This is a genomic window from Rhodococcus sp. Leaf278 (genome assembly GCF_001426085.1).
In the GTDB taxonomy this organism is placed as follows: domain Bacteria; phylum Actinomycetota; class Actinomycetes; order Mycobacteriales; family Mycobacteriaceae; genus Rhodococcoides.
The window spans coordinates 125,216-150,447 of the sequence record NZ_LMRR01000023.1 but is presented as its reverse complement, the minus strand read 5'-3'; the positions used below and the strand labels follow the sequence as shown (position 1 = coordinate 150,447).

The 25,232-nt window shown below is 65.9% G+C and carries 10 protein-coding genes; 3 read left to right on the top strand and 7 right to left on the bottom strand.

What is annotated here, in order from left to right:
• Positions 1–103: 103 nt before the first annotated feature.
• The 7 genes from ASG84_RS17820 to ASG84_RS17790 form a co-directional block, all read right to left on the bottom strand.
• On the bottom strand, positions 104–1,138 hold the full coding sequence (locus ASG84_RS17820; protein ID WP_082521065.1) for an alpha/beta hydrolase: 1,035 nt from the start codon (positions 1,136–1,138) through the stop codon (positions 104–106).
• Entirely contained in the window at positions 1,135–15,711 is a 14,577-nt protein-coding gene (locus tag ASG84_RS17815) for a non-ribosomal peptide synthetase (protein ID WP_057478343.1), read from the bottom strand. Before ASG84_RS17815 ends, ASG84_RS17820 begins: the two co-directional genes overlap by 4 nt.
• A 361-nt stretch (positions 15,712–16,072) precedes the next feature.
• Positions 16,073–18,124, bottom strand: coding sequence for a PhoX family protein (locus ASG84_RS17810; RefSeq protein WP_057478342.1), 2,052 nt, complete (start codon positions 18,122–18,124; stop codon positions 16,073–16,075).
• An 80-nt stretch (positions 18,125–18,204) separates the two neighbouring features.
• Positions 18,205–18,933, bottom strand: a complete 729-nt coding sequence (locus tag ASG84_RS17805) for an amino acid ABC transporter ATP-binding protein (RefSeq protein ID WP_057478341.1) — start codon at positions 18,931–18,933, stop codon at positions 18,205–18,207.
• A 1-nt stretch (position 18,934) separates the two neighbouring features.
• On the bottom strand, positions 18,935–20,743 hold the full coding sequence (locus ASG84_RS17800; RefSeq protein ID WP_057478340.1) for an ABC transporter substrate-binding protein/permease: 1,809 nt from the start codon (positions 20,741–20,743) through the stop codon (positions 18,935–18,937).
• A gap of 77 nt (positions 20,744–20,820) precedes the next feature.
• Positions 20,821–21,585: an LLM class F420-dependent oxidoreductase gene (locus tag ASG84_RS17795; protein WP_057478339.1), complete on the bottom strand. Its 765-nt coding sequence runs from the start codon at positions 21,583–21,585 to the stop codon at positions 20,821–20,823.
• Positions 21,586–21,637: 52 nt separating this feature from the next.
• The gene (locus tag ASG84_RS17790; protein ID WP_057478338.1) at positions 21,638–22,147 is read right to left on the bottom strand and encodes a TIGR04338 family metallohydrolase; all 510 of its coding nucleotides are present in this window, start codon (positions 22,145–22,147) and stop codon (positions 21,638–21,640) included.
• A 99-nt stretch (positions 22,148–22,246) separates the two neighbouring features.
• On the opposite strand from ASG84_RS17790, the gene ASG84_RS17785 reads away from it, so the two are divergent.
• From ASG84_RS17785 to ASG84_RS17775, 3 genes are read left to right on the top strand one after another with little or no spacing between them, the layout of a single operon-like run.
• Positions 22,247–22,972 (top strand): ATP-binding cassette domain-containing protein, encoded by a 726-nt coding sequence (locus ASG84_RS17785; protein WP_057478337.1) that lies wholly within the window; start codon positions 22,247–22,249, stop codon positions 22,970–22,972.
• On the top strand, positions 22,969–23,730 hold the full coding sequence (locus tag ASG84_RS27810; protein ID WP_057478336.1) for an ABC transporter ATP-binding protein: 762 nt from the start codon (positions 22,969–22,971) through the stop codon (positions 23,728–23,730). Before ASG84_RS17785 ends, ASG84_RS27810 begins: the two co-directional genes overlap by 4 nt.
• A 17-nt stretch (positions 23,731–23,747) precedes the next feature.
• Positions 23,748–25,232: an ABC transporter substrate-binding protein gene (locus ASG84_RS17775; RefSeq protein ID WP_235581721.1), complete on the top strand. Its 1,485-nt coding sequence runs from the start codon at positions 23,748–23,750 to the stop codon at positions 25,230–25,232.

The window sequence follows — 25,232 nt, the reverse complement described above, 5'->3', positions numbered from 1 at the left end:
TCACCATCGAGTGGCCTTTCTTTTTCCCAGGAAGTACGTCGTCACATACAAGGAGCAGGTACGGGGGCGGTCGGCTACACCGCTGTCGCCGAGCGTCCGACCGTCAGCTCAACGAGCGCTCCAAGGTCGGCCACGAGGCCCGCAGCGCGTCCTGCCAGTACTGCCACGAGTGCGTTCCCGCGGCCGGGAAGTTCGTCGTGACCGGGATGCCGAGTTCGCCGAGGCGGTTCACCAGATTGTGGGCGCAGGCGTTGGCTCCGGCCTCGATGAGACCACCGAGCACCACCTGGTCGGGCAGCGGCGGCGAGCCGGCGGCGCGCAGGTTGCCCGGCATCTCGTAGGGTCCGGGCAGCCCGCTGGCATTGGAGACGAACAGATCGAGTCCGCGGAGTTTCTCGGCGTTGACGAGCGGGTCGTGTTCCACCCACCGCGGATCACCGTCGGGTCCCCACATGTTGTCGGTGTTCCCGCCGCCGCGTAGCTGTACCAACGCTCGAATGAAAGTGCGAGTGACCGGATCACTGGTCTGCGCGCAACCGCTGTACGACGCCACCCCTCGGTACAGTCCGGGGGTCTGAATCGCGAGATCGAGCACCGAACCCGCCGACATCGACAGCCCGCCGATGGAATTGACGCCGTTGGCCCCCAACGCCGCGTCGAGAACCGGTGGTAGCTCGTGGGTGAGAAACGTCTGCCACTTGTTTCGACCGAGCTTCGGGTCGTCGCGTTCCCAGTCGGTGTAGTAGCTCAGGTATCCACCGACGGGCATGGCGACGTTGACGTTCTTGTCCGCGAAGAAGTCCACGATGTCGGTCTTGGCCAACCAGTTCGCACCGTCGACGCCTGCGCCTGCCCCGTTGAGCATGTACAGCGTGGGCCGCGGCACCGACGAGTCGGCGGGCCGGATCACCTGAATCTTGATGTCGGCGTCCATCGACGGCGAGTACACGAGCACATCCCAACGGACGTTGTCGATCTTGTCGATTCCGCGGACGGTTCCCACCGGCCCTCGGTCCTGCTCGGCAGCGGGTGTCACCGGATCTGCGGTTGCTACGGCGGGCAGGCCGAACAGCAATCCGGTGGACAGCGTCAGCACCGCGAAGCGGCGGACGACGGCCGTCGGGAATGGAGCTTTCATCGATTCGTCAGTTCTTTCTTCTCGGCGGAGCGAAGTTCGTGGGCGATGCGAGGCCCGATGGCGGCGAGAGTGGCAGGCGCGCACATCTGCCAGTGCGTGGACTGTGCCGAGACGACGGTGGTCGAGCCGGCGATATGCGGATACCACTGTCCGACGCCATCTCCGGCGTCCAGTCCGGCCGCGACGTACAGGACATCACCCGGATAGACACTCGGCCGATGTCGTTGCAGCAGTTGGTGATTGTGCTGTGCCGCACCGATGAGTCGCTCGATGTCGGCGCGGCCGAGGATGCCACCGGTGTCGATGGAGTCGAGCAGTTCGCCGGCGGAATCGAGGGAGACGACCTGACCGTCGGGCACCGCGAAATCGAGCCCGAGCCCGGACATCAGATCCGCCACCGGAATCGCCTCGGCCCACTCGCCCCGATCTCCGTGGTGAGCATCGAGCAGCGTCAGCGAGGCCACGGTTCGGCCGGACGCTACCAGTTGCGCCGCCATCTCGTGTGCGATGACGCCGCCCAGCGACCATCCGAGAAGGTGTACCGGGCCTTCGGGGGCAACGCGGATGACCTCGTCGAGGTAGCGGGACGCCAACTGCGCCAACGTGGTCGGCAGCTCTGTCGGTGTCGGGGTTTGCAGACCGTACAGCGGGTTGTCCACATAGCTCCCCAATCCGGCGTAACACCAGGACAATCCGAGGATCGGGTGGATACCGAACATCGGTGCCCCCTCGCCGGACTCCCGGATCGGCAGCAGCACGGCCAACTCCTCGGTGTCGACCGAATCGGACGAGATACGCGCGGCAACGGAGGTCACCGTCGCATCCATCAGCAGCGACTGCAGGCCGATGTCGTAGGAGCGAGCTCGAAGCTCGCCGATGACGCGCATCGCGGACAGTGAGCTGCCACCGAGGTCGAAGAAGTTGTCGTCCAGCCCTACTCGTGGTGTCTCCAGTACTGCCTCGAAGGCCTCGACCACGGCGATCTCGGCGGCTGTTCGTGCGGGTCGGTAGCCGGTGGTGCCGAACACCGGTGCCGGGAGAGCGGCGACATCGAGCTTTCCGGTTCCGGTGCGGGGAACCTCGTCGATCACCGTCACCGCGGACGGCACCATGTGCGCGGGCAACAGTCGTCGCGCATGCTCGCGTACGGCCTCGGGTGCCGCGTTACCGGTGATGTACGAGACCAACGTCTGCTCCCCCGCGGGGCCGAGAACGGCGAGCGTCACCGAGACATCGACGTCGGCGTGCGTGGTCAGCGCCGCGTCGATCTCTCCGGGTTCGATGCGGAAGCCGCGAACCTTCACCTGCTGATCACTGCGGCCGCTGTAGAGCAACCGACCGTCGACGGTGCGCCATACCACGTCGCCGGTGCGGTACATCCGCGTGCCCGGGTCGAGTGGGTCGGCCACGAATCGTGTTGCCGTCAAGCCGGATCGGCGATGGTAGCCGCGTGCCAGTGCCGGCCCGGCGACGTACAGCTCTCCGCGCACTCCGACCGGCACCGGGTGCAGGCGTGCGTCGAGCACCATCGCGCGCAGCCCGTGCAGTGGTCGGCCCAGTGTGATCTGCTCACTATCGCGCACCTCGCCGAGCGTCGAGATGTCGGTGGCCTCGGTTGGCCCGTAGCCGTTGAGCATCAGCCGCTCTCGGCTCCACGTGGCCACCAGCTCGGCGCTGCAGGCCTCACCGCCGACACACAAAACTTCGAGGCAGTCCAGACCCTCCGGATCGAGGGTCGACAACGCCGAGGGCGTCATCAACGCATGGGTGATCCGCTCGTCGCGGATGAATGCGGCCAGCTCGGCCCCGCCCAGAATCGTCGGCGGAGAGATGACGAGTGTCGCGGCGGCCGAGAGGGCGGAGATCATCTCGCCGACGGCCATGTCGAAGCTGGGAGACGTGTTGTGCAGGAACCGAGACGACGGTTCGACGCGATGCAGCTCCTTGCGCGACGCGGCAAGGTTCGCGAGTCCCCGGTGGCTCACCACAACGCCCTTCGGTAGGCCGGTGGACCCGGAGGTGTAGATGACGTACGCGGCGGTGGAGGCCGACACCGGGCCGGTGAGTTCGGCTGGTGCGGGCGGTGTCTCGGCAGCGTGCTCGAGTTCGGCCACGGACGCGGGATCGTCGAGTTCCACCCACGGCAGCTCCGGCGGCAGGTCGCGTCGTACCGTCGAGGACGTCAACCCCAGGACGGCACCGGAATCGGTGATCATGTGCGCGATGCGCTCGGCAGGGTAGCCCGGATCGACCGGTAGATACGCAGCACCGGTTCGCGTGACGGCCCAGGTGCACAGAACCGATTCCGCCGACCGCGGAAGGGCGACGGCCACCACGGTCTCGGGTCCGACCCCGTACCCCAGCAGCACGCGGGCCAACCGATTCGCATACGCGTCCGCCTGGCGGTACGTGTAGTCGATCCCGTTCCAGCGCAGGGCAACTGCGTCGGGCCGGGCCGCAACGGCGTCGTCGATCAGCTGACCGAGGGTGCGGAACGGAACATCGGGCGGGCCGTCGAGCACGGCGTCGTGGGACGGGGCGAGATCTCCGACCGGTGCCGCCGGATCGACCAGTGCTGCGTCGAGCAGAGAGGTGAATTCGTCGACGAATCGCCCAGCGGTGGCTGCATCGAACAGATCGGTTGCGTAGCGCAGCGATCCGGTCAGCCGATCGGAATCGGTGACGGTCAATGCGAGATCGAATCGAGTGACCTCGGATTCGTACGGGAACGGGGTGATCTCGAGACCGGGCAACTGCATGTCTTTCGGTCGCTCGGTCTCCAGTGCGATCAACGCCTGGAACAGCGGGGAATGCGCGGTCGAGCGTGCCGGTGCCACGGCCTCGACAACCCGCTCGAACGGAACGTCGGAGTGTTCCATCGCGGCCAGATCGACGGAGCCGGTCTGCGCAACGAGTTCGGTGAACGATCGGCTCGGGTCGACGTCGAGCCGCAACACGAGCGTGTTGACGAACATTCCGACGACGTCGTCCAGTGCACCCGATCCGCGGCCCGACACCGGGGTGCCGATGGGGATGTCGGTACTTCCGGTGAGCCGGGCCAACACCGCACCGTACGCCGCATGCAGCACCATGAACACCGAGGATCCGGTGCTCCTGGCGAGGGATCGGACGCCCGCTGTGGTCTGCTCGGAGAACGAGAAGTGCACGGCGCGTCCACGTTTGGACGCCACAGCCGGCCGAGGTCGGTCGGTCGGCAGTTCGAGTACGGCGGGCAGGTCGGCCAATGCCTGCGTCCAGTACCGAATCTGTTGTGCCAGAACCGAATCCGAATCCTCGGCTCTGCCCAACACATGTCGCTGCCACACGGCGAAGTCGGCGTACTGCACCGGAAGTGGAGTCCACTGTGGCGGAGTGCCGTGGGACCGCGCCCCGTATGCCAGAGCGACATCGCGGGCCAGAGGAGTCATCGACAGACCGTCGGCACTGATGTGATGCACGACGAGGACGAGCACGTGCGCGCTCGGCGCGGTCCGCAGCAGCGCGCCGCGCAACGGCACACTGTCGGTGACGTCGAACCCGCGGCCGACCAGCGCCGCCACCCGGGCGAACACCTCGCTGTCGTCGACGTCCACCGGGCGTAGATCGACTGCCACGTTCCGGACGATCACCTGCGCGGGATCGCCGTCGACCACCGGGAAGTAGGTACGCAACGACTCGTGTCGGGTCAGCACATCGTCGACGGCGAGCTGCAACGCCGCACCGTCGACGGCACCGTCCAGTCGCACCGCGAAGGCGATGTTGTACGCCGCCGACGTCGGATCGAACCGATTGAGCAACCACATGCGCATCTGCGCGAACGACAGGGGGATCACCGGCGGACGCGGACCGGCGACCAGACGCGGCAACGCGGAGCGCTCGGCCGAGTCGACCACCACGGCCAACAACCGCACCGTCGTCGACTCGAACAGGGCGCGGACCGGCAGCGCGGTGCCGGCGGCGTCGTTGATGTGCGCGATCACCCGGGTGGCCGACAGCGACGTGCCGCCGAGGGCGAAGAAGTCGTCCCCGGCACCGACGGGTTCGGTGTCGAGCACCACCGTGAAAGCCTCGGCGACGATGCGCTCGGTGGCAGTCGCGGGCTCGACGAAGGCCTGCGTCGAGACGGTCGGGGCCGGCAGCGCCGCCCGATCGATCTTGCCCGGGCCGGTCCGCGGCAGAGCCTCCAGAATCATGATCGACTGAGGCACCATGTGAGTGGGCAGGAAGCGGCGGGCGTGTTGTCGAATCTGCTCGGGGTCCAGCACCCGACCGACTGCAGGGACGACATATCCGACCAGCTGAGAACCGATCACGGCACTCACCGACTGCGCGACGCCGTTGTGGTCGGCCAGTACCGCGTCGATCTCGCCGAGTTCGATCCGGAATCCGCGTACCTTCACCTGAGCGTCGCGTCGTCCGATGTACACGTAGCGGCCCTTGTCGTGCCGAATCAGGTCGCCGGTCCGATACATTCTCCGGCCTTGGTGGTCAGCAACGAAACATGTTGCCGTCAAGCCGAATCGACGATGGTAGCCGCGTGCCAACCCATCTCCGGTGAGGTAGAGCTCCCCGACGGATCCGGTGGGCACCGGGTTCAGGCGGTCGTCGAGAATCATCGACTCGACACCCCGCACCGGGCCCCCGATCGACACCGGAGCCCCTGGCTGGAGCGGTCCCTCGATCGTGGCGAAGATGGTCGTTTCGGTGGGTCCGTACCCGTTGAACATGCGTAGGCGAGCGGACCATGCGTCGGCGAGCGCCGGTGGGCAGGCCTCGCCGCCGACGATGATCGTGGTCGTCTCCGGAACTTCGGACGGGTCGACAGTGGCCAGTGCGGCCGGGGTCACGAAGGCGTGGGTGACGCGGTGCAACACCGCTGCGAGTTCGTTCCCACCGAGTACGTCGGGGTCGGCGATCACCATCGCCGATCCAGCGCCGACGGCCAACAACAGTTCCAGCACCGAGGCATCGAAGCTCGGTGACGCGAAATGCAGAGTGCGCGAGGAGTTGTCGAGCTCGAATCGATCGACCAGATCGGCCACCAGATTCACCAGTCCGCGGTGCGAGACGACAACGCCCTTCGGTTGCCCGGTGGTGCCCGAGGTATAGATCATGTAGGCAGGATGATCCGGTCGGAGCATCTCGGTTCGGTCCAGGTCGCCCACCGGCGTACAGTCCGAGTCCATGTCGGCCTCGTCGTCGATGGACATCCACGTGGGTCCGTGTGGCAGAGAGCCGAGATGCCGGTCATCCGTGATTCCCAGTGTTACAGCGGAATCCGCGAGCATGTATGCGAGGCGCTCGGCTGGATAGGCGGGGTCGATCGGAACGAAGGCGGCACCGGTCTTGGCGACGGCCCAGGTGGCGAGTATAGAGGACAGGCCACGACGCAGCGCGACCGCCACGTACTGCTCGGGTCCGACGCCACGTCGAATCAGCCTGCGCGCCAATACGGTTGCAGCGTCGTCCAGCTCGGAGTAGGTCCATCGGACTTCCCCGGCGTCGACAGCGATCGCGCTGCCGCCTGCACTCATGACAGCTCCCGCCAGCAGATCCGGCAGCGTGCGGTGCGCCAGTGCCGGTGCGCCGTACAGCCGCGCGGACTCATCGGCGAACAGGACCGGAATGTCTCCCACCGGGAGATCCGGATCCGCGAGCGTCGAGGCGAGGATCGTGCGATACCGCTCGGCAAACCCGGCGACGGTGTGGGCGTCGAATATGTCGGTGGCATAGACGAACTCCACCGATGCAGCCTCGGGGGACGACGAGAACGAGACGGTGACGTGGAGGTCGAACTTGGCCGCTACGTGCGCGGTATCGAGGGGGCGGACGGACAGGTTGGGCAGCTCCACCACCGGCGGCGACGCGTCCTCGATCGACAGCATCACCTGGAAGAGCGGGTGATGTGCCGTCGAACGCGGCGGCTGGAGAATCTCGACCAGTCGCTCGAAGGGGATGTCGGCGTTGGCGTAGGCGTCGAGATCACGTTCACGCGCCGCGTTCAGGACGTCGTAGAACGTGTCTGACGGCTCGATCTGCGAGCGCAACACGAGAGTTCCGACGAACATTCCGACGAGGTCGTCCAGTTCGCGCTGGCCGCGGCCCGCGACCGGAGTACCGATGGTGATATCGCGGGTACCGGAAATGCGAGCGAGCGCGACGGCCAGTGCCGCGTGCGCGACCATGAATCGCGTCGTGCCGGTGCGTCGCGCCATCGACGTCAGCGAAGCGACGGTGCCCGGCTCCAGGTCGATCGACAGTCGGCCCCCTCGATGTGACGCCACCGGCGGGTGGGGCCGGTCGGTCGGCAACGCGAGTCGCTCGGGCACACGGTCCAAAGCATCTGTCCAGTACCGAATCTGCTGGGATGCAGTCGAATCGGGATCGTTCTCGGCACCGAGACGGTCGAGAGTCCACAGCGCGTAATCGGCGTACTGCACCGGCAGCGGCGTCCAGTGCGGGGCGTGGCCGGCGGCGCGGGATCCGTACGCGATCATCACATCCCGAGCCAGTGGGTTCATCGACCAACCATCGGCGGCGATGTGGTGTGCGACGACGACGAGCACGTGCTCCTCGGGAGATACCTCGAGTACCGCCACCCGCAGCGGCGGGGCCACCGTCACGTCGAATCCTCGAGCTGCGAGTGCGTACAGGGCCCCGTCGAGCAGCGGCTCGGTGGTCCGGGCGACGGTCACGTCCGGGTACTGCGAGGTGACGACCTGCTGGGGCCCGTTCGGCCCGTCGGGGTAGACGGTGCGCAGAATTTCGTGGCGTTCGATCACGTCGATCAGACCGGTACGCAGCGCGTCGATGTCGAGGGCACCGACAACCCGAAAGGCGGCCGCGATGTTGTACGCCCCGGACGACGGATCGAATCGGTTGAGCAGCCACATCCGGTGCTGGGCCGGCGACAACGGAATCCGCTCCGGTCGAGGTCCGACCACGATGCCGTGGCGGCCGGCACCACGTCCCAGACGCGTGGCCAGCGAACGCACGGTCGGGGCCTCGAACAGGTCCCGGACGCCGAGGTCGGACTCCAAGTCCGCGTTGATTCGCGCGATCACCTGGGTGGCGGTGAGCGAGTCGCCACCGAGGGCGAACCACGATCGGGTGACGCTCACCCGATCGGTGACAAGAACGTCGGAGAAGATCTGGGCGACAGACTCTTCGGACTCCCCCGATGGTGCTACGAACTCCTCCGTCGTCACGAGCGGATCCGGGAGTGCGGTGCGGTCGAGTTTTCCAGTGGTACCCAGCGGCATCGCGTCGAGCACAACGATGGTCGACGGCACCATGTATTCGGGCAGGGTGCGGGCCGCGTGCGCCGTCGCGGATTCGGTGCTCGCGGTGCCGACGATGTAGGCGACCAGACGGTCCGAGCGCACGACGGCAACGGCCGAGTGCACACCGTCGACCGCGAGCAGGGCCGATTCGACCTCGCCCAGTTCGAGACGTTGCCCGCGAAGCTTGACCTGAAAGTCGTTGCGTCCCAGATACTGCAGCGAGCCGTCGTCGGACCACCGAACGAGGTCTCCGGTGCGGTACAGCCGGGTTCCCGCATCAGCGGCCACGAAGCGGGCGGACGTCAGGTCCGGCCGCGCAGCGTAACCGCGGGCCAGCTGTACTCCGCCCAGGTACAGCTCGCCGGCGACACCCACCGGCACGGGCTGGAGCAGTGAATTCAATACGTGAACAGTGGTGTTCCACACCGGGACGCCGATCGGGACCGGGCCTCGGTCGCCGGCTCGGGTGCGATGGTAGGTGACGTCGATTGCGGCTTCGGTCGGTCCGTAGAGGTTGTGCAGTTCGGCCTCGATCGCCTGGTGAAACCGGTCGACGATGGCGCGGGGCAGCGCCTCACCGCTGGCGAACACCTGCCGTAGCGACGTGCAACGCTCGGGGGTGCCGTAGGTGAGGAACAACTCCAGCATGGAGGGTACGAAATGGGCTGTGGTGATGCCGTGTTCGCGTATCAGACCCGACAGATACATCGGGTCGCGATGGCCTTCGGGTTCGGCGATGACGGTCGTAGCCCCGACGAGAAGCGGCCAGAACAGTTCCCACACCGATACATCGAACGTGGCCGGAGTCTTGTGCAGCACGATGTCGCGGGGCGTCAGCGGATACTCGTGCTGCATCCACAGGAGTCGGTTGACGATCGCCCGATGGGAGACCGTGACTCCCTTGGGCTTCCCGGTCGAGCCGGAGGTGAACAAAACGTAGGCAGCGTGATCCGGCCGCAGCTCGGGCACGGGGTCGAGGGGCGCGGTGCTGAAACCGCTCAGATCCAGTGTGTCGAGGTCGACAACATCGACCGAAACATTGACCAACACACCGAGAATCAGCGACGGTGACGCGGTGGAGATCAGGTGCTCGATACGGGAGTGCGGCATCGACGGGTCGACGGGCAAGTAGGCACCGCCGGCGGCCACGACGGCGTGCACCGCGACGAGCTGATCGAGGGAGCGCGTCATCGCCACCCCCACCACGTCGTCGGGCCTGATCCCGACACTGCGCAGGTAGCGAGCCAGGCACCGCACTCGGGCCCAGAAGTTCGCGTACGTCAGGCTCTTGCCCTCGAACACCGCTGCGGTCGCGGTAGCGTGCTCCCGCGCCGCCACCGCGAGCAGGTCGACCAGCGTTACCGCGGCCACCGGATGCTCGGTGCGGTTCCAGGCTGCTCGACGCGAATGCTCCTCCTCGGACAGCAGGTCGAGTTGCGCCACCGCACGCTGTGGGTCGCCGGTGAGCCTGTGGAGAGCACAACGCAATCGCTGGGCGATCGACGCTGCTCGAGCCGGATCGATGCTTCCTGCAGCATATTTGAGTGTCATCCGCACCGTCGGCTCGAGGACGGTGATCAGTGTCAGCGGGTAGTGGGTGGCATCGGTGACGCGCAGGTCACGTACCCGGAGCCCGGCGATGTCGGTGTTCCGATCGAGCGCAGAGTGGTCCACTGGATAGGACTCGAACACCGTCAGCGTGTCGAACCCGGCACCGGCACCCACTCGCGAACGGACGTCGGGCAGCCCCACGTGATGACTGTCCAGCAGGTCCACGCTCTGCGCCTGTACTCGGGCGAGAAGTGATGCAACGGTGTCGTCTCGGCGCACCCGAACCCGTACCGGGAGGGTGTTGATGAACAGGCCGAGAGTCTCCTCGACGCCGGTCAGATCGGCGGGTCTACCCGAGACGGTCGCCCCGAACACGACGTCGTCGCGACCGAGTTCGGCGGCGAGCACCAGAGCCCACGCCGCCTGCACGACGGTGTTGACCGTGACCGAGAGGTCCCGAGCCGCGGCTCTCACTGCCACCACCGCGGTGTCGTCGAGGGGCACCGACAGCTCGGCGGGCAGCGCGTGGTCCGCCCCGTGGCCCGGTGCGAGCAGCGACGGCTCTTCGACCCCCGCCAAGACATCGGCCCACTTGTCCAGTGCACTTTGCTGATCGCGCGCGTCGAACCACTTAAGGTAGTCCCGGTACGTCCTGGCCGGAATCGGAATGGGACCGTCGGCGGCATAGAGCACCAGTAGTTCCTTGACGAAGATCGGCATCGACCAGCCGTCGAACAGAATGTGGTGGTCGGTGACGACGAGCGTTGCGCCGCCCTCGGTGTTCACCAGGACGAACCGCAGCAAGGGTGCTGTGCCCAGGTCGAACCGCGTGGTGCGTTCGGCATGGGCGATCGCGGGCACCTCGGCGGCATCGGCATCGATTGTGCGCCAGGGCAGTTCGGGATCGGTGAGAACCAACGCAGCCGGGGTTCCCCGATTGTCGCGAACGAAGGCCGTGCGCAGGCTGTCGTGGCGGGCGAGCAGTCTGCGTGCTGCTCGCTGCAGTCGTGCCCCGTCGATGTCGCCGCCGAGCTCGAACACCAATTGAGCGGTGTAGACGTCGACGTGTCCGCGGGTGAGCTCGGAGTGGAACAGCAGTCCGTGTTGCAGCGGAGCGAGTGGCCAGATGTCGGCGAGTTCGCCGTACGTACTCTCCCATCGGTCGATCTGGTTCTGATCGACATTCACCAGCGGTACATCGCTCGGCGTGAGTCCACCTGCATCGGGTGCGGATGCATGCGCGGCCAGGAGCGCCAGCGCCGACGTCCACCGATCGGCCAACCTCTCGACCTCCGGGTGGTCGAGCACGCCACGAGGAAACGCGAACGTGGCCTGCAAGTGCCCGTCGACGACCACCGCATTGATGTCGAGTGCGACCGTCGCCGGTAGTCGATCACCACTCCCCGATCCGATGTCCATCGTTGCGTCCGGGATCCAGCCGCGTCCGCGCAGGGCGTCGGGAATGTCGGTGGCGATGCGCCCCAGATAGTTGACATTGATCTGCGGAGAATTGCATTGGGCGAGTACGGAACTGGTGTCGTCGTTCAGGTACCGCAGTAGACCGAAGCCGGCGCCCGCTCCCGGGATCGCCCGGATCTGCTCCTTGACGCGTTTGACGGCATCGGAGGCCGACACGTGACCGGCCAGGATGCGCTCGACATCGATGCCGTCCAGGGACAGGCGTACCGGATGGGCGGAGGTGAACCAGCCGACCGTCCGACTCAGATCGGCTCCGGGTACCAATTCCTCGTCACGGCCGTGACTTTCGACCGACACGAGGAACGACGACGGCCGTTCGGACCAGACCGCCAACGCCAGCGCGGTCAGTAGCACGTCGTCGACGGTGCCGCGGTAGGCGTTCGTGAGCGGCCCGGTCAGTGCCTCGGTGACCTCCGCGGTGAGCTCAACCGAAACCTGATCTCGGGTGGCACCGACGTCGAGCGCCGGATCGAGTGGACGGTGACCGATCAGCTCGTTGGGGCCATCGAGAAGTGCTGTCCAGGCGTCCAATTCCGACTCGACCTGCACAGCGACGTCCTTCAACCCATGGGCCCACCGGCGCATCGAGGTGTTCACCGGTTGCAGTTGCACCGAGGACTGTGCCTGCACCTGATGCCACGCCGAGGCGAAATCGGGGACCAGGATGCGCCAGGACACGCCATCGATCACCAGGTGATGCGCGATGACGATGATCCGTCCGATGCAATGGGTGTCGATGATCTCCGGGTGACCGGTCTCGGGGGCCACCCAGACCACCTGCAGCATCACGCCGTCACGAGGTCGCAGGCGCGCAGCGAACACCCGAGCGGATTCGCCCAGTACAGAGCTGAACTCGCGGCTGCCCGGCCTGCTGGCGGTGGACACGCGGGAGACGACCGTATCGAGATCGACGCTTCCGGTCGGCCGGATCGTCAGGCCGTCGTCGGTCGAGATCGAGCGCAGTGCATCGTGATGGTCGAGTATCGCGGAGACGGTCCGGCGGAGACCATCCAGTTCGAGATCTGCCGGCGCGGTCAGCACCACGGTCTGGTGGAACGCGTCCATCCCGTCGGGCCGGGTCAGCGACCGAACTGTCTGAGTCATGATGGGGGTCAACGGCATATCGCCGACGCCTCCGCCCGGTAGCTCGTCGAGCGTCACCTGATGCGCTGGGTCCGTTGCGACCTCGGCCAGTCCGGCGACGGTGCGACGCTCGAAGACGTCACGGGAGGTGATCACCACCCCCAGCGACTTCGCGCGAGCCACCAGTTGGATCGCGATGATGCTGTCACCGCCGAGTGCGAAGAAGGATTCGTCGACACCGACCGAGTCTCGCTGCAACACCACGGCCATGGCGTCGGCGAGGATTCTCTCCACGGGCGTCGATGGGGCGCGGTAGGCCGTGGCGTCGGACTCGAAGGTGGGTTCTGGCAGTGCGGATCGGTCCACTTTGCCGGTCGGGGTCAAGGGTACGGCGTCGAGTTCGACGAACACCCCGGGCACCATGTGCGTGGGCAGGGATCGAGAAGCGAAGGCACGCAACGCAGAGTGATCGAGAGTGTGGGTCGGCTTGACGTAGGACACCAGGATCGATGCATCACCGCGACGGTGCACCACCGACACCGCGAAGTCGACGGCCTCGAAACGGGAGAGGACCGAATCGATTTCGCCGAGCTCGACGCGTTGGCCGTGGATCTGCACCTGGAAGTCGCTGCGGCCGACGAACTCGAGCTCGGCCGAGTCCAGCGGACCGATCCACCGCACGACGTCTCCGGTGCGGTAGAGACGCCGTCCGTGTCCGAATGGATCGGCCACGAAACGCGCGGCCGACAGCCCACTTCGGTGGTGGTAGCCGCGGGCGATACCGGGGCCGCCGAGGTAGAGCTCTCCTGCCGATCCCGGGGGCACGGGCCGTAGCCGGCGATCGAGAACGACTGCGTACGAGCCCTGGACGGGACGGCCGATCGTGATGTTGCGCGGATCGGTCTGTGGCTGTGTCATCGTCACGACGATGGTGGTCTCGGTGGGTCCGTAGCTGTTGAACAGCAATGCTTTTGCGCCGAACCGGTCCACCAGATCCGGTGGCATGACGTCGCCGCCGACGACGACTGCGTCGAGATCGTCGAGCTCGGTGGCGTCGACGGTGGTGAGCAATGCGGGTGCGCAGATGATGTGGGTGACGCGATGCTCACGGAGGAAGTGAGTCAGTTCTCCACCGCCGATCACGGTGGGCGGGGCGACGATCATGGTCGCTCCCGCACTGAATGCCTGGATAATCTCGAACAGGGACGCGTCGAAACTGGACGACGAGAAGCGCAGCAGTCGCGACGTGGTACCCACGCGCAGTTCCGGTCTGGCGTCCGAGGCGAACGTCGCCAAGCCGGCGTGGGTGACGAGAACTCCTTTCGGAGTACCGGTGGAACCGGAGGTGTAGATCATGTATGCGGCGTGGTCCGCGAGGAGGGTCGCGCGCCGATGCGCGTCGGTGATCGGCGCAGTCGATCTGCCCGCACATTCCTCACGAAACTCATCGTCATCGAGGTCGAGCCAGCTCACCTGCTGCGGAAGCTGCTGCGAGAGTGTGTGTTCGCTGATCCCGATCCTTACCGCGGAGTCGTCGAGCATGTGGTTGATGCGCTCGGGCGGATAACCGGGATCGACTGGGACGAACGTGGCACCGGACGCAGCGACAGCCCACAGCGCGACGATAGAGGCTGTCCCGCGCGGTAATGCGACGGCGACCACGGTGCCGGGACCGGCTCCGCGCGCGATCAGGGATCGTGCGATCGCGTTGGCACGTTCGTCGAGTTCGCGGTAGGTCAGCGTCTCGGCACCGAACTCGACGGCGATGTTGTCGGCCGCAGCGTCGACGCCGCGGCGCAGCAGGTCCGGAAAGAGCACGGGAACGACTGCATCGGGCCCGACGAGCGGGACGAGGGCCGATCGCTCGGCGTCGTCGAGCACATCGAGTTCGAGAATCGGTGTGTCGGAGTCGGCGGTGAGGAAGTGCTCGAACAGCGTCAGGAAACGGCGGTGCAGGTCCGTGAACTGTTCGGCTCCGTAGATGTTGGGGTTGCCCTCGAACTCCAAGCGGGAGCGTCTTCCGTCCGACGCCGGGTAGATATTGATCGAGAGATCCTCCACGGGTCCGGTGGAGAGCACGTTGAATTCGCCGGTGAGCGGGCCGAACGGCACCTCGGTCTCGTACGCCATGATGTTGATCGCCGGGCCGAAGAACCCGCGGGTCTCACTCCCCGCACCGGCGTCACGGCGAATGTCCTCGGCTCGATAGCGCTGGTGCCGCAGCGCACCGGTCAGTTCCAACTGCACGTCGGTGACCAGTGCCGCCAACGTGGACTGCGGCCCGATGCGTACCCGGACGGGCAGCACGTTGGAGACCATTCCACCGGAGCGGCGCAACAGGGCGGTCGTGCGGCCGGCGACGGGAAGACTCAGCACGACGTCGGTGGTGCCGGTCATGCGAGCCAGGAAGGTCGCCACGGCGGCGATGGCGAGCGGAGCGAAGGCCGAGTCGAGTCGGTGCGCGGCGCTGTCCATTACCCGTTCGATCGGCTCCGGGAGGTACCCGCCGCGCACGTGTGCCCGTGCGGATGGAGGAGCGAAAACTCCGGTGATGGACGGCGGCGGGGGCAGATCGGTCGTCTTGCTCCGCCAATATTCGCGATCCTTGGCGAAGCGGGGCGACTGCCGGTACTGCGCCTCGGCGGCGTAGACCTCTCCGAGTGAGCCGGCCCTCGACGGTGCGGGCTCGCGGCCCTCGCTGACGTCGGTGTAGATCGATGCGACGCGTCGCATGAACTGAACCGAGCCGTAACCGTCGAGCACGATGTGATGAACGTGGGAGTACCAGAACGTGCGGTCGTCCGAGATGCGGAGCATCGCAGCCCTGATCAGGGGACCGTTCGTCAGGTCGACAGCAGTGCCGTAGGAGGCGCGCATCCACTCGCGCGCGGCATTCTCCGGATCGGATTCCTGGCGGAAATCCACGGTTTCCGAATTCTCGCTTTGCTCGACGTCGATGTACTGGTGGGGTTCGCCGTCCTTCTCCAGCAAACGCAGAGAACCCACGCCGAACTCGCGCGCAGTGCGGCGGCAGGCATAACGCATCAGTTCGAGATCGACGGCACCGCGAATATCGAGGTAATTGGCGATGGTGATCGGAACCGTACTCAACAAATGTTGAGCAAACCATAAACCACGTTGGGCGGCGGTGAGCGGAAGAGGTTCGGTGTCTTCCATGGACGTCCGATCCAGTACTTCTTCCCGAATCGTCAGTGAATCAACGGATTCCAATGACTCGCCTCTTCGTGCACATAAGGGAGCGGGTACCGGCACGCCGTCGTGCGATGAAAGGAAATCGACGTTGCCCCGAAACGTCCTCCAGTTCGAATGCGTCCGAATGGAGTTCCAGCTACCGGCCTATCGACGTAGGTTTACACACCCGTTACCAACGGGTCAACTGCCTTTGGCGCATCGCCCGAGACCTTGTGAATTAACAACATCCCCGTCGGGCATTCGATGACAACTGACAATGCCGAAAGGCACTTACAGTCGACTTTCGCCGACTATAAGTGCCCCGGTCAATGCGAAACAGTGACGGCTAAGCCGACTTCCACACTGCGACGACGGACGGTCGCGGTTGGGTGTCGCCGCCGTCGGGCCAATGCGAGATCGGCGCGTCGGCGGTCGCGTCATCGCTCTCACCGGGGTGCTGCACGCACACCATGACACGCTCGTCGGTGACGATCGGTCCGCAGGTCTCGCCGCCCGCCGGCACCGTCAGGAACTGCCGGGTCTCGCCGCGACGTTCGCCGTCGAGCACCACGGCGAACAGTCCGTCGTTGGAGTCGAGGGCATTGCCGTCGGTGGACACCCAGAGATTGCCCTTGGCGTCGAACGCGAGGTTGTCGGGGCACGAGATGGGGCTGACCTGACTCTTGTCGAAGCCGCCGAAGTAGGTGTCGGCCTCGTTGGGGTCACCGCACACCAACAGCAGATTCCAGGTGAACGACGTGCCCGCGTGATCGTCGTCGAGCTCGAGCACCTGACCGTTCTTGTTGGTGTTGCGAGGATTGGCCTCGTCGGCCGCAGCCTTGCCCTCGGTGCCGCGGTTGGAGTTGTTCGTCAGCGCGACGTAGACCTTGCCCGTCACCGGGTTGGGCTCGAAGTCTTCCGGACGGTCCATCTTGGTGGCACCCACCTTGTCGCCTGCCTGGCGGGTGAACACCGCGACCTCCTCGGCCGACATACCGTCGACGAGGGACCTGCCGCGGCCGTCCTCGCCGGTCTCGAGCAGCGGGATCCAGGTTCCGGTGCCACGGAACTCACCGTTCGACGGTAGGGTGCCGGATCCGTCGATCTCGTCGGGAGTATCGCCGGTGAGGGTGGCGACGTAGAGCGTTCCCGCGTCCAGCAATGTCAGGTTGTTGCGCATTGCGGCTGCGCCGGTGCCGGGCATCATCTTTCGGCTCGAGACGAACTTGTACATGTAGTCGAAGCGCTCGTCGTCGCCGCTGTAGGCCACCACAGTGCCGTCGTCGGTGACGTGGATCGTCGCAGCCTCGTGCTTGAAGCGGCCGAGTGCGGTGTGCTTGATGGGGGCCGACTGCGGATCCCACGGATTCACCTCGACGATGTACCCGAAGCGATTGACCTCGTTGGGCTCCTGGGCCAGATCGAAGCGCTTGTCGAAGGTCTCCCACTTGCGATCGCTGGCGGCACCCTCGACGCCGTAGCGCGAGAGCCGCTCGGCCACAACGGGATCGGTGACCGATTCGGCGTTGCCGAAGTACTGGTTGAAGTTCTCCTCGCCGGAGAGCACCGTTCCCCACGGCGTCAGGCCTCCCGAGCAGTTGTTGAACGTACCCAACACCTTGGTGCCGGTCGGGTCGACGCTCGTCTTGAGGAAGTTGCTGCCCGCAGCCGGGCCGGTGACGACGAACTCGGTGGTTCCGGTGATGCGGCGGTTGTACTGCCCCATGGCGGGGGTCAGCTTGCCGGTGCCCGATTCGCCCTGCACCTGCACCACCGAAAGACCGTGTGCGGCAAGGGCGATGTCGAACTGTTCCCGGGTGGGCTTCTCGGCGTCGTAGCCCTTGAACATGGCCGGCTCGGTGCTGTACTCGTGGTTGACCACCAGCAGGTGCGCGTTCGGGGTGCCCTCGATCGGCAGCAATCCGGCGAAGTCGTTGTTGAAGCCGAACTGCTTCTCCTGCGCTGCAGCAGTCTGGTTGTCGAAGTCGAATGCCGGTGCGCCTGCCACGACGGCGTCGCCCCAGCGGATGACGATGCCCTGCTCGTAGCCCTCGGGTACCACAACGGCGTCCTCGGTGTTCGGTTCCACCGCAACAAAATCCACACCGTCCACCGGAGGAGTGTCGGCGCCCGAGGTGGTGGAGGTTCCGGTGGCGGCCGGCTCGTCGGTGGAGCACGCCGCCAGAGCACTGCCCGCGCCCACGGCGAGCACAGCCATCGCGCCACCTTTGATGACGCCGCGCCGCGACATCGCGGTCTTGACGATGTCGCCGAAGTACTCGCCCTTCGACGTGTTCGGAATCTCGTGGAAGCACGCATCACCGCACTTGTACTTGCAGGTCAGTGATGAGCGCTTGGAGCTTCCGTCGTGAACGGCGAACAAGGGTAGTGGCTTCATGTCACAGCACGCTGTCACCCAAAAGCGAAAGTAAAGGAACGTTCAGGTGAAGTCGCGGATAACGAGGCTGCCCTAAGCTGCTACAGCACTTGCGACAGAAACGTTTTCAGTCGATCGGTGTGCGGATCGTCGAACAACTGCTCCGGCGTTCCGGTTTCGACGGCGCTGCCGTGATCCATGAACAGCACTCTGTTGGACACCGATCGCGCGAAGCCCATTTCGTGGGTCACCACCACCATCGTCATTCCGCCCTTCGCGAGGTCGGCCATCAGCGCCAACACACCCTTGACCAACTCCGGGTCGAGAGCGGAGGTGGCCTCGTCGAAGAACATCACCTCCGGCTTCATGGCCAGGGCGCGGGCAATGGCCACGCGCTGCTGCTGGCCGCCCGAGAGATTGCCCGGACGCGAGTCGGCCTTGTTTGCCAGGCCCACCAGTTCGAGTTGATCCATCGCCGCCGCGCGCGCAGCGTCCTTGGACAGGCCGAGCAGCTTCTGTGGGCCGAGCGCGATGTTGTCGGCAACGGTCTTGTGCGGGAACAGGTTGAACTGCTGGAACACCATGCCGATGCGCTGACGCAGCTTGTCGGGATCGTCTTTCAGAACCGACTTGCCGTCGAGCAGGATGTCGCCCTGCTCCGGCTCGTGCAGTCGGTTGAGGGCGCGCAGCAACGTGGATTTGCCTGACCCGGACGGCCCGATCACTGTCGTCGTCGTGCCGGCCGGGACGTCGATACTCACCCCTCGCAGCACCTTGTTGGTACCGAATGACAGGTGAATGTCCTTGCCTGCGAGCGAAACAGAAGTCATGTCAGCCTCTTTCCACGACGACGGCCTGCTCCACCGGGTCGAGCGTCTGCTCGGCCTTACCGGTGCGCAATCGCTTGTCGATGTAGTTCACGAGATGGGTGAGCGGCACGGTCAGCACCAGGTAGAACAGTCCGGCTGCGACGAGCGGCGACAGGTTTCCGGTCTGCGCGTTGAGATCTCGACCGACGGCGAACAGCTCACGTTGGGTGGCGAGCAGGCCGAGGAAGTAGATCAGCGACGAGTCCTTGATCAGGGAGATGAACTGGTTCATCAACGCCGGCAGCACGCGCCGAACACCCTGGGGAACGACGACGAGATTCATCGAGCGACGTCGGCTGAAGCCCAGTGCCCGCGCTGCCTCCATCTGCCCGGCCTCGACGCTCTGGATACCGGACCGGAAGATTTCGCCGATGTATGCCGCGGCGAGCAGCGAGAGTGCCGCAGCGCCCAGCCAATACGGATTACCCCCGGTCAGACCCTGCACCACCGGTCCGATGCCGAGTCCGATGATCAGAATGATGACCACCGCGGGCAGTCCGCGGAAGATGTCGGTGTAGACGCGAGCGGGCCAGCGTAGCCAACGCGTGCGCGAGAGGCCCGCCAGGGCCAGCAGCATGCCCAGGACCGTACCGATGATGCCCGACGCCAACGCCAGAATCAGCGTGTTGGGCAGACCCACCTTGAACAGATCCGGGATGGCGGACTTGTACAGCGACCAATCGAAGAACGTATCGCCCAGCTGCGCCAGCGTCGATTTGGGCTGAACGGCAACGGCTTCGGGAGCATCGGCGGCGTTCTGCGCTGCGATGGCCGCGAAGTCGGGTAGCTCCGGCTGCGGGGCGGCCTTGCTGCCGGGCTTGAAGCCGTCGGGTAATTCGCGCGGGACCCAGTCGGAGTAGAGGGTGGCCCACGTGCCGTCGGCGATCACCGCGTCGAGACCGGAGTTGAGTGCGTCGATCAACGGTTGATTGTCGCGGGCGACGGCCCAGCCGACGAAGTTGTTCAGCGAGAACGTGTTCTGGGTGATCGCGGTGCCGTCCTCGGGCTTGACCAAGCCCTCCGCCTGCTGCGAGGGAGCCACCCATGCGTCGATCTGCCCGGTGCGCAGATTGGCGTACGCGGTGTTGTAGTCCGGGAACTTCACCGGGTCGAGGCCGAGCGTGTTCACCACGTAGTCGTCCTGCACCGTGCCCTGCACCACGCCGATCCTGGTGCTCGGGTTCAGGTCCTCGAACTTGGTGATCGGACCACCCGCAGTGGCCACGAGGGAGAAGTAACCGAAGTCGTAGCCGTTGGTGAACCCGACGGTGTTGCGGCGCTCGTCCGTCGTCGTGATCGAGGACGATCCGACGTCGAAGCGGCGGCCGGCAACCTGCGCGAGCAGGCCCGAGAACTCGGTGCCCGAGAAGTTGATCTGCAGGCCGAGCTTGTCGGCAACGGCCTTCAGCAGTTCGTTGTCGTAGCCGGTGTACTGGCCGGTGGAGTCCAAGCAGATGCTCGGCGGCGCGTCGGACAACGTACCGACAGTGAGTACGCCCGGCGTCGCCAATCCCAGAGCGTTCGTGTCCACTCTGTCGAGCGGCGTGACGTTCGCCGTCGTGTACTTGTCCTCCGTCGCGGCCGCGGCCGCGGCATCGAAGTTCGTCGGAGTGGACGACGCGCTGTCGACACCGGGAGGGGCACACAGGTCGGTGGGACCTGCGGCCGCCTGATCGTCGGAAGAGGACGTTCCACACGCGGCGAGCGTGAGAGCCATCAACAGTCCGAGGACGAGAACCACGAGCGCGCGTGAAGCGCGTACGGCAACCATGGACAAAACCCTAAGCGGACCAGGGCCCACTCACCCAAACGCGCCGCGCGCAAGGGTTTCGCTCAACGAACTGGTGTCTACCGGTGTGCGTCCCGCCACTCGATGGCCTGGCCCAGCTCGGCGAGGTCGTAATCGGGTCCGTTGACGCCGACGGTGAACAGCGTTGCTCCGGCGTCGACGAAATCCTGGGCGGTGTCCGCGCCCGGCCACGCGACCGATCGAGTGATGCCCGAGACGTCCCGTCCGACGGTGGTGCCGTGCTCGGCGAGGATCTCCGACTTACGCTTCAACGCCTCGAGGTCGGCGAAGCTGTGCCAGATGTGTGCGTACTCGGCCACCATCTTCAGCGTCTTCTTCTCACCGCCGCCGCCGATGAGGATCGGGATGTCGCGGGTGGGGGCCGGATTTCCGACGTCGAGGCGGTGGCGAATTCGAGCCAGACTGTCCTTGAGTAGCGCCAATCGTGAACCGGCCGTGCCGAATTCGTAGCCGAAGTTGTCGTAGTCCTTCTCGTTCCAGCCGGCACCGATGCCGAGGATCAAGCGGCCGCCGCTGATGTGATCGACGGTGCGCGCCATGTCGGCCAGCAGGTCCGGGTTGCGGTAGCCACCGCCGGTGACGAGAGCGCCGATCTCGACGTTCGACGTCTGCTCGGCCCAGGCACCCAGCATCGTCCAGCACTCGAAATGAGCACCGTCGAGATCGCCGTACAGCGGGTAGAAGTGATCCCAGTTGAAGACGATGTCGACGCCCGCATCCTCCGACCGCAGCACCGCGTCGCGGATGAGTCGGTAGTCGGGAGCATGCTGGGGCTGAAGCTGAACACCGATCTTGACGGTCATGTACGTCTCCTCGTCGTGTGGGCTGTCTCACCCATGATGCACCCGAATCTGCCTAGCCGATGCGGACGCCGCTCTCGGCCATCATCGCCCGCAACACGAACCCGGCCTCGGAACCGACGATCTCGCCGACGAGGGTGATGTAGCGATCCACGAATGCGCCACCGTGCTGCGGCTCGTTCTCGTCGGCGAAGTGGTGCGCGAGCTCGTGCAGAACCACCAGTTCGCGCAACGCCCAGGCTTGGTTGCCTCGGTGCAGGGGAACGGCGATGGTGGCTGTGTCCGGTTCGTAGTGCGCGGCACCCGAGCCCGAGCGAGCTCGAACGGTGATGACACGACCGGCGTCGGGCCACGTGGCGGCGACCCAGTCCAGCGCCAGCACAGCATCGACGTAGGTCTGCACGGATGTCAGCGAGGCAAATTTTCGCTCGATCGGCAACGTGATCTGCGAGCCCATCACCTGTACGACACGAATGTCGCGCTCCTCGGCGCGATCGAACATGGTGCGCACCAACTGCTCCGCGTCGTACACCGCGGATCGCTGCGTGTCCCTCGCCCTGCTCACCCGGTCAGCCTAATTTGTCTCGCCCGCTCGACTCGCCTACTGTCATCTATCGACAACGATTGTCGAAGTCGTTCCCAATTTCAGCGTTCAGGAGATCACGTGCTCGTCGTCGACGAACTCTGCATCGACGCCGGCCGCACCCGCATCGTCGATCACGTGTCTTTCGAGATACCCGACGGTCGACGCCTGGGTCTCCTGGGTGCCTCGGGCTCGGGCAAATCCTCCATCGCGTCGGCTCTGGTCGGCTATCTGCCGCCGGGCCTCACGTGCTCCGGTCGCATCGTGGTCGACGGCCACGACGTCGCAGGCGTCCCGACGCCGCAGCGACCGTGCACCGCTCGTCCAGCCATGGTCTTCCAGGACTCTGCGACCGCGCTGAATCCGATGGTCACCGTCGGGAGGCAACTGCGTACGTCCGACGCCGCCGCGCTGCTCGAGCGTGTGGGTCTGCGCGACACCGAACGCATCCTGGCCTCGCACCCGCTCGAACTGTCGGGCGGTCAGCGTCAACGCGTCTGCATCGCAGTGGCATTGGCGCGCGAGAGCTCGCTGGTGATCGCCGACGAGCCGACGACCGCGCTCGACGTGGTGAGCCAGGCGCGCGTCCTCGACGCTCTTCGGCACGTGCCCTCGCTGTTGCTGATCACCCACGATATCGCCGTCGCCGCGCAAGTGTGCGATCACCTGCTGGTTCTGGATTCCGGCCACATCGTCGAATCCGGTTCCACTGCAGTCGTACTGAAGAACCCGCAGTCGGCATCGACGCGACAGATGATCGATGTGGCGAGGTCGGCCGATCCGTTCCGTCAGCTGGTTGCATCGTGAGCGCGGAAGGATCTGTCGGTCTGGTTGCCACCGCAGTCACGAGACAGTTCGACCGACACGGCACGTCCCACACCGCCGTGGATGCGGTCTCGTTCGTGGTATCACCGACCGCCCGAATTGCAGTGGTCGGTGAATCCGGCTCCGGCAAAACGACGTTGCTGCGTCTACTGCTGGCCGTCGATGCCCAGAGCGGCGGAAAGATCACTCTCGATGGGCAGCCCGTGCGGCCCGGGCCGGCCCGAGGCATGCGGTGGTTCCGCCGCCGCGTGCAGTACATCCCGCAGGACCCGGCGACGAGTCTCGACCCGCGCCGCAGCGTCCTCGACCTGGTTGCCACGCCGCTACGCCTACTCGGGGTCGAGGGCGATCACCGCGTCACGGCGAGCACCGCGCTGTCGGCCGTAGGACTCGATGCGCGGTTCCTCGCTCGCCGACCGGCCGAGCTGTCGGGTGGACAGAGGCAACGCGTCGCCATCGCCAGAGCAGTGGCCTGCGCGCCGCAGTACTTGATGGCGGACGAACCCGTCAGTGGTCTCGATCCCGACCTACGAGAGCAGGTGCTCGACGTGCTGGTCGGTCTACCGGGCGCGCTGCTGATCGTCAGCCACGACCTGTCGGCCGTGGCGCGGTTGTGCACCGACGTATCGGTGATGCACGCCGGCCGCATCGTCGAAACAGGCCCTGTACGAGCCGTTCTGACGCGACCCCAGCACCACCAGACCCGAGACCTGATCGACGCCGTCCCCCGGCTCACGTGAGAACACCAGGAGTTATATTGACCAGCAACATGTTTCGCATCGGTGCCCTCGCGGCGGTGGGTACGCTGACCCTCACCGGATGCTTTTCCGCCGGTACCGCCTCCTCCGACGACGGCGAAAACCGGGTGCGGGTGGCGATGCTGCAGCCTCCCCGTTCGGGACTGTCCCAATTCAGCGACGACGCCTTCAAACTCTCGCGCTGGTCCACGGCGGAAACGCTGATCGTCCTCGACGATCTCGGCGAGGCGGAGCCGGGTCTGGCCACCACCTGGAATCGTGTGGACGACCGCACGTGGAACTTCGACATCAGGCCCGACGTCACGTTCCACAACGGTGCTCCGCTCGACGCCGCGGCCGTCGTGACTGCGCTCACCGCAGCCACGCAGTCGGCCCCCAAGCCGCGCATCCTCGACGGCGTCGACATGACGGTGACTGCCACCGATGCCGACAGCGTCGCCGTGACCACTGCCGATGTGGATCCACTGGTACCGCAACGACTGTCGAGCCCGCAGCTGGCCATCCTGGCACCCGACGCGTACTCGACGGGCAGCAGCAACCCCATCGGAACCGGCACCGGGCCCTTCGTGCTGAAGGCCGTGAACGGCACCTCCACGGCAACCCTCGACCGTAACGAGAACTACTGGGGTGAGCCGGCGAAGATCTCGGGCATCGACGTCGACTTCGTACCCGACGGAACGGCGCGCGCCGCGGCGCTGCGCAACGGCACAGCCGATGTGGTGGAAGCAATTCCGGTGTCGCAGGCCGCCAACGTCGACCAAGCATTGGTGCACGAGGTGCCGATGCCGCGCACCAACACCCTGTATCTGAACACCGCGTCCGGGGTCTTTGCCGACCCGGCCATGCGCGCAGCCGCCCGGGATTCGATCGACCGCGGCCGTCTGGTCGACCAGGTGTACGAGGGCCGCGCCGACGCCGCGAACGGACTGCTCGGCCCGGCTCTGCCGTGGGCCGCCGACCGTCCGGCGCGTACGCAGACCCCGGCCGGCGACGCCGCGGGGAAGAAGATCACCCTCGCCACGTTCACCGATCGGGCCGAACTCCCCGAGGTCGCGGTGCTGCTGCAGCAGGAGCTCGAAGCCAAGGGTTTTGTCGTCGAACAGGTCGTGCGCGAATACCAGTTCATCGAAACCGATGCTCTCGCCGGTGCATTCGACGCCTTCATTCTCTCCCGCGCCACCGTGCTCGACTCCGGCGACCCGGCGGCATACATGTACTCCGACTTCGCCTGCGAGGGATCGTTCAACATCTCGCAGTTCTGTGACCCGCAGGTCGACGCGGCATTGGCCGACGCCGCAGCCACCGAGCCCGGCGACAACCGCCGCACCGCCATCCTCGAGGCCGAGAAGCTGATCCTCGAAAAGGACGCCGCGGTGCCGCTGCTGCACGAACGCGTCATTCAGGGAGAATCCGAGAACGTGACCGGCGTGGCCCGCGATCCGCGCGAGCGCACCCTGATCACCAACCAGACCGCGTTCGAGTAG

Bases quoted from the DNA above. Each gene is read 5' to 3' on its own strand.
- ASG84_RS17820 (WP_082521065.1), bottom strand. From the start codon at position 1,138: ATGAAAGCTCCATTCCCGACGGCCGTCGTCCGCCGCTTCGCGGTGCTG.
- ASG84_RS17815 (WP_057478343.1), bottom strand. From the start codon at position 15,711: ATGGAAGACACCGAACCTCTTCCGCTCACCGCCGCCCAACGTGGTTTA.
- ASG84_RS17810 (WP_057478342.1), bottom strand. From the start codon at position 18,124: ATGAAGCCACTACCCTTGTTCGCCGTTCACGACGGAAGCTCCAAGCGC.
- ASG84_RS17805 (WP_057478341.1), bottom strand. From the start codon at position 18,933: ATGACTTCTGTTTCGCTCGCAGGCAAGGACATTCACCTGTCATTCGGT.
- ASG84_RS17800 (WP_057478340.1), bottom strand. From the start codon at position 20,743: ATGGTTGCCGTACGCGCTTCACGCGCGCTCGTGGTTCTCGTCCTCGGA.
- ASG84_RS17795 (WP_057478339.1), bottom strand. From the start codon at position 21,585: ATGACCGTCAAGATCGGTGTTCAGCTTCAGCCCCAGCATGCTCCCGAC.